A 621-nucleotide genomic window follows, 5' to 3' on the forward strand; every position below is an offset into this window, starting at 1 on the left:
CCCTTCCTCCCAACTTAAAGTGCTTTACAATCCGAAGACCTTCTTCACACACGCGGCATGGCTGGATCAGGCTTTCGCCCATTGTCCAATATTCCCCACTGCTGCCTCCCGTAGGAGTCTGGACCGTGTCTCAGTTCCAGTGTGACTGATCATCCTCTCAGACCAGTTACGGATCGTCGCCTTGGTGAGCCATTACCTCACCAACTAGCTAATCCGACCTAGGCTCATCTGATAGCGCAAGGCCCGAAGGTCCCCTGCTTTCTCCCGTAGGACGTATGCGGTATTAGCGTCCGTTTCCGAGCGTTATCCCCCACTACCAGGCAGATTCCTAGGCATTACTCACCCGTCCGCCGCTCGCCACCCGGTGCAAGCACCTGTGCTGCCGCTCGACTTGCATGTGTTAGGCCTGCCGCCAGCGTTCAATCTGAGCCATGATCAAACTCTTCAGTTCAAACATCTATCTGGGTTTTGAGAAAACCCTAAACTTGGCTCAGCAATCTGGTTACATCTTTGATTTCTCGCGGAGTAACTTGGGTTGCTGATAATCTGTTGACTTCAGTCTGACACCACAAGCACCCACACGAATTGCTTGATTCAGTTGTTAAAGAGCGGTGGGTTGAG

At 52.5% G+C, this 621-nt stretch carries 1 rRNA gene; it reads right to left on the minus strand.

The window, feature by feature from the left end:
• Positions 1–451: ribosomal RNA gene (locus TRP66_RS23455) — 16S ribosomal RNA — on the minus strand; the annotation flags it as partial.
• Between the last annotated feature and the right edge of the window lie 170 nt (positions 452–621).

Source organism: Pseudomonas sp. JDS28PS106, from assembly GCF_036706555.1.
Taxonomy (GTDB): domain Bacteria; phylum Pseudomonadota; class Gammaproteobacteria; order Pseudomonadales; family Pseudomonadaceae; genus Aquipseudomonas.